The 4374-nt window shown below is 74.6% G+C and carries 4 protein-coding genes; 1 reads left to right on the top strand and 3 read right to left on the bottom strand.

The genetic code is table 11. The features are described 5' to 3' along the window. Positions 1–30: 30 nt before the first annotated feature. A complete protein-coding gene (locus ABD194_RS13880; RefSeq protein WP_343992317.1) occupies positions 31–1011 on the bottom strand; it encodes a uroporphyrinogen decarboxylase/cobalamine-independent methonine synthase family protein in 981 nt (326 codons plus the stop codon). Between the two features lie 83 nt (positions 1012–1094). Here ABD194_RS13880 and ABD194_RS13875 point away from each other — a divergent pair, with 83 nt between their 5' ends. Then, the gene (locus tag ABD194_RS13875; protein ID WP_343992315.1) at positions 1095–1985 is read left to right on the top strand and encodes a GNAT family N-acetyltransferase; all 891 of its coding nucleotides are present in this window, start codon (positions 1095–1097) and stop codon (positions 1983–1985) included. Positions 1986–2007: 22 nt separating this feature from the next. On the opposite strand, the gene mnmA is transcribed toward ABD194_RS13875, so the two are convergent. Continuing rightward, the gene (gene mnmA / locus ABD194_RS13870; RefSeq protein ID WP_343992313.1) at positions 2008–3114 is read right to left on the bottom strand and encodes a tRNA 2-thiouridine(34) synthase MnmA; all 1107 of its coding nucleotides are present in this window, start codon (positions 3112–3114) and stop codon (positions 2008–2010) included. Then, entirely contained in the window at positions 3111–4301 is a 1191-nt protein-coding gene (locus ABD194_RS13865; protein WP_343992311.1) for a cysteine desulfurase family protein, read from the bottom strand. Before ABD194_RS13865 ends, mnmA begins: the two co-directional genes overlap by 4 nt. Between the last annotated feature and the right edge of the window lie 73 nt (positions 4302–4374).

Raw genomic sequence — 4374 nt, 5'->3', positions numbered from 1 at the left:
CCGGCCTCTCCCGTCCCCCACAGCTGCGGCTCAGGCAGCGCTGCGCTCCTGAAGCTCCCCAGCCGACTCGACGGCCGCCCGCTGAACCGCCCGGGCCACGTCGGGCGAGACGCCGGCCAGGCCGCAGGCCGGGGTCACGACGACCTCGGCCAGTGCCGGCTGGGCCAGCCCGATGCGGTCCCACGCGTCCAGCAGCGCGCCCGCGAGCTCCTGCGGCCGCGTGCGGCTGCCGTCGGTCGGCACCAGACCCGCGTGCAGGCGTATGCCGTCCTCCACCGCCACGGCGACACCTTCCCACTCGCGGGGGCGCAGCAGAGAAGTATCGAGCGACAGGGCGGAGGGGCGCGCCGCTCGCAGGAGCGGGAGCGGCGGGTTCGCCGCGCAGCAGTGCACGACGGTGTCGCCGTCGTGTGCACGCAGGACCTTCTCGAGTCCTGCCGCTGCGGCCTGGGGGTCGAGGCTGGGCAGCCGACCGAATCCGGAGGCCGTGGGCAGCCGACCCGCCAGCACCGTGGGAAGGCTCGGTTCGTCGACCTGGAGCACGACCTGCGCGCCCGGCACGAGGCGACGCACCGCGGCCACGTGCACGCGTACGCCCTCGGCGAGCGACTCGACGAGGTCACGGCAGGCGCCCGGGTCGACCACGACGCGCTCCCCGCGGGTGAGCCAGAGGTTCGCTGCGAGGGTCCACGGGCCGACGACCTGGAGCTTGAGGGGCCCCTGCTGCCCGTCGAAGGCCTCGGCGAGCTCGTCGAGGTCCTCGCGCAGCAGGGCCGCGGTGCGGGCGGCGTCCTTCCCCGGCCGGTCGACGAGGCGCCAGCCGGTGGGCTGCAGGTCGACCGGCAGCTCCACGAGCAGGCCCGCCGTCCGGCCGACCATGTCGGCACCCGGTCCGCGAGCGGGCAGCTCGGGGAGGTAGGGCACGTGGCCGTCGAGCAGCTCACGCACCTGCGCGAGGGCATCTCGTACGGACGTGCCGGGCCAGGAGCCGATGCCGGTTGCGAGGGTCACCGCGCCAGCCTAGGCCCGCCGCGTGCCGGGCCCACGAGGGTGTGCCGGTGCCGCCGACCGGGCCGGGGGCTAGCGTGGCGCCGGTGACCCGACGCGACTTCTCCGGCCCCGACGACCTGCGGATCATGCAGGACCTCTGCTCGCGCACGTGGTCGCCCACGAGCCGGTTCCATCCGGGCCAGCTGGCCTGGAGCCGCTACTTCCGTCCCGTGGACCCACACGCGCTCGACGACGGCGAGGCGATCGGGCTCTGGTGGGAGGGCCGGCAGGTCGTCGGTTTCGGATGGGCGGAGGCGCCGGACTGGCTGGAGCTGCAGGTCGACCCACTGCACCCGGCGGTGGCCGTCGAGGTGCTCGAGTGGTTCGAGGAGTGGAGCGACGCGGAGGAGCAGTCCGTCATGGCCGTCGAGGGCGACGCGGTGGTCGAGAGCGCCCTGGCAGAGGGCGGCTTCTCGGCGCGGCTGGACCTCCCGTACTTCACGCACCACCTGCTCGACCTGCGCTCCCTGCGCCCGGTCCCGGACCCGTCCGGCTACACCTTGCGGCCCGTCCGGCCCGATGAGGCCGCAGCCCGGGCCGATGTGCATACGCGAGCCTGGTCGGAGCTCGCGCCCTCACAGGTCGACGCCGCCTCCTACGGCCGGCTCATGCGGGCCTGGCCCTACCGCGCCGACCTCGACTGGGTCGCCGTCGACGCTACCGGCGCCATGGTGGCGTCGGCGCTCGTGTGGCTCGACCCGACGACCGGTGTCGGGCTGGTCGAGCCGGTGGGCTGCACCCCGGAGCACCGCGGGCGCGGGCTGGCCGGCGCAGTGACCCTCGCCGCGCTGCATGCCCTGCGAGAGGCGGGTGCCCGGCTCGCACAGGTCACCCCGCGCGGCGACGACGCCTACCCCGGGCCGCGACGGGTCTACCAGGCCCTGGGGTTCGAGCCGACGGTTCGGGTCCTCACGTGGACCCGTTCCATGGACTGAGCCGGCCGGACGGAAGACCCCGTCAGGCCACCGGCTCCCGCTCGAGCCGCGCGGCGGCGATCGTCGCCGAGCCGACGACTCTCGTGCCGTCGTAGAGCACGACCGACTGTCCGGGCGCGACTCCACGGACGCGGCTCTCGAGCCGAACCTCCACGCGGTCGCCCTCGGCCCAGGCGGTGGCGGCATACTCCTCGCCGTGGGCGCGCACCTGGGCGCCCACCTGCACGACTCCCTCAGGTGCGGGGCCGCACCACCGCGCATGGTCCCCGGTGATCGCGTTGACGCCCAGGAGGTCGGCCGTGCCGACGACCACCTGGTTGGTCTCGGGGCGCACCTCGACGACGTAGCGTGGCTGCCCGTCGGCCGCGGGCCGCCCGAGGGCGAGACCGCGACGCTGCCCCACGGTGTAGGCGAAGGCGCCCTCGTGCTGCCCCAGCACCTGGCCGTCGGTGTCGACGATGTCCCCCGGCGCCGACCCCAGCTCGCGCGTCAGCCAGCCGCGGGTGTCACCGTCTGCGATGAAGCAGATGTCGTGGCTGTCCGGCTTGTTGGCCACGTAGAAGCCCCGCTCCGCCGCCTCGCGCCGGATGTCGGGCTTCGTCGTGTCGCCGAGCGGGAAGAACGAGCGGGCCAGCTGCTCGGCATCGAGGACGCCCAGGACGTAGCTCTGGTCCTTGGCGGCGTCGACGGCGCGGTGCAGCTCTCGGCGCACTCCCCCGTCACCCCGTGGGGTCTCGACGACGCGCGCGTAGTGGCCGGTGGCCACGGCGTCGAAGCCGAGGGCCAGGGCCTTGTCGAGGAGGGCGGCGAACTTGATCTTCTCGTTGCAGCGCAGGCACGGGTTGGGGGTGCGGCCGGCGGCGTACTCGGCCCGGAAGTCGTCGACGACGTCCTGCTTGAAGCGAGCCGCCATGTCCCACACGTAGAAGGGGATGCCGAGCACGTCGGCGACCCGGCGCGCATCGCCGGCGTCCTCGATGGTGCAGCAGCCGCGCGCCGACTCGCGCAGGGTCGCGGCGCTCTGGCTGAGGGCCAGGTGCACGCCGACGACGTCGTGCCCCGCGTCGATCATGCGGGCGGCGGCCACCGCGGAGTCGACGCCGCCGCTCATCGCCGCGACGATTCTCACGACGCGGTCGCCTCTCGTGCACGCCGGGCCCGCTCGACGGCCGCGGGCAGCGCCGTGATGACCGCGTCGACGTCGTCGTGCGTCGAGGTGTGCCCGAGAGTCAGCCGCAGGGCGCCGCGGGCGTCGCTCTCCGGGATGCCCATGGCAAGGAGGACGTGGCTCGGCTGGGGCACGCCCGCCTGGCAGGCCGAGCCCGTCGAGCACGAGACCCCGGCCGCGTCGAGGAGGTAGAGCAGAGAGTCGCCGTCACAGCCCGGGACGAGCAGGTGGGCGTTGCCGGGCAGGCGCCGCGTCGCGTCGCCGCGCTCCCACACCCCCGTGGGCCGGATGTCGGGCGCGACGGCCATGGCGCGGTCGATGAGCTCGTCACGCAGCGCCACGAGCCGCGCCGTCTCGGACTCCATCGTCTCCGTCGCCTCGACGAGCGCGGTGGCGAAGCCGACGATGGCCGGGGTGTCGAGCGTGCCGGACCGGACCTGGCGCTCCTGGCCGCCGCCGTGCGTGAGGGGCACCAGCCGGGCCTCGCGGCGGACCACGAGTGCCCCGACCCCGATCGGGCCGCCGAGCTTGTGGGCCGTCACGGACATGAGGTCGGTGCCGCTCGCCGCGAAGTCCACCGGCACGTGACCGACCGCCTGCACGGCGTCGGTGTGGAAGGGCACGCCGAACTCGTGGGCGACCTCGGCCAGCGCCCGTACGTCCTGCACGGTGCCCACCTCGTTGTTGGCCCACATGAGCGACACGAGGGCCACCGACTCCGGGTCGGTGTCGATGGCGGCCCGCAGGGTGGCCGGCTCGACGAACCCCTCGGCAGTCGGCTCCAGCCAGGTCACCTTCGCGCCCTCGTGGGCCACGAGGTGCTCGACCGAGTCGAGGACGGCATGGTGCTCGGTGGCTCCGACGAGCAGGCGCACCCGGGCGGGGTCGGCGTCACGTCGCGCGCGAAAGGTGCCCTTGACGGCGAGGTTGTCCGACTCGGTGCCCCCGGAGGTGAACACCACCTCGGACGGGCGGGCCCCCACGCAGCGGGCGATCCTCTCGCGGGACTCCTCGACGACGCGCCGCGCGGCTCGGCCGGTTCGGTGCAGCGACGACGGGTTGCCCACGACCATGAGCTGCTCCGTCATCGCCGCCAGGGCGGCGGGCAGCATCGGCGTCGTCGCCGCATGGTCGAGGTAGGCAGTCACCGGGCGATTCTAGGCCGCTCCGGCAGCGCACCCAACCATGGACAGGGCTCGGGGCACACGCGAGACGGGCCCC

The sequence above is a fragment of the Terrabacter terrae genome (assembly GCF_039529575.1).
Lineage (GTDB): Bacteria > Actinomycetota > Actinomycetes > Actinomycetales > Dermatophilaceae > Terrabacter > Terrabacter terrae.
Note: the sequence above shows the minus strand (reverse complement) of the source record. Positions and strands in the feature narration are given on the sequence as shown.